General features: G+C 45.5%; 1 protein-coding gene and 1 tRNA gene. Both read left to right on the forward strand.

The window, feature by feature from the left end; translation table 11 throughout:
• Positions 1–14 precede the first annotated feature (14 nt).
• Positions 15–90, forward strand: a tRNA-Lys gene (locus ACYVTD_RS16180).
• A gap of 219 nt (positions 91–309) precedes the next feature.
• On the forward strand, positions 310–514 hold a 205-nt coding region (locus tag ACYVTD_RS16185; RefSeq protein WP_461248704.1), incomplete at its 3' end, for a PTS sugar transporter subunit IIA.

Here is a 514-nt window from a genome sequence, read left to right on the forward strand (position 1 = left end):
CCATGAGGGTCTTGGGGCCGCTAGCTCAGTTGGCAGAGCATCGCCCTTTTAAGGCGGTGGTCGGAGGTTCGAATCCTGTGCGGCTCACCAATAAAAAAATAAAAAAGCTCGCCGTAAGGCGAGTTTTTTTATTTTAGTGAGCCGCGCAGGATTCGAAGGGTTTTTACGTGCCTCCGGCAAACGCGCAGGATGCGCGTTTAGTAAAAACCCCGGACCGGAATGAGGCAACAGGACGTTGCCGAATGTAGGTCGAATCCTGCGCGGCTCAGTATTGACTTTCCTCAAATTTTGGGGTAAAATGGTATTATTATGAATCTCAAAACTGTAATTTCTACGGAAACCATCGACCTTAATTTAAAAGGTACCACCAAGAAAGAAATAATCAACGAAATGCTTGATATTCTTGTTAGAAATGGAAAAATCAAGGATAAGGGGTCCGCATTAGCGGCTGTAATGGAAAGAGAAGAAAAAATGTCTACCGGCATGAAGCATGGAATAGCCATACCGCACAGCA

Source organism: Treponema sp. R6D11, assembly GCF_054786075.1.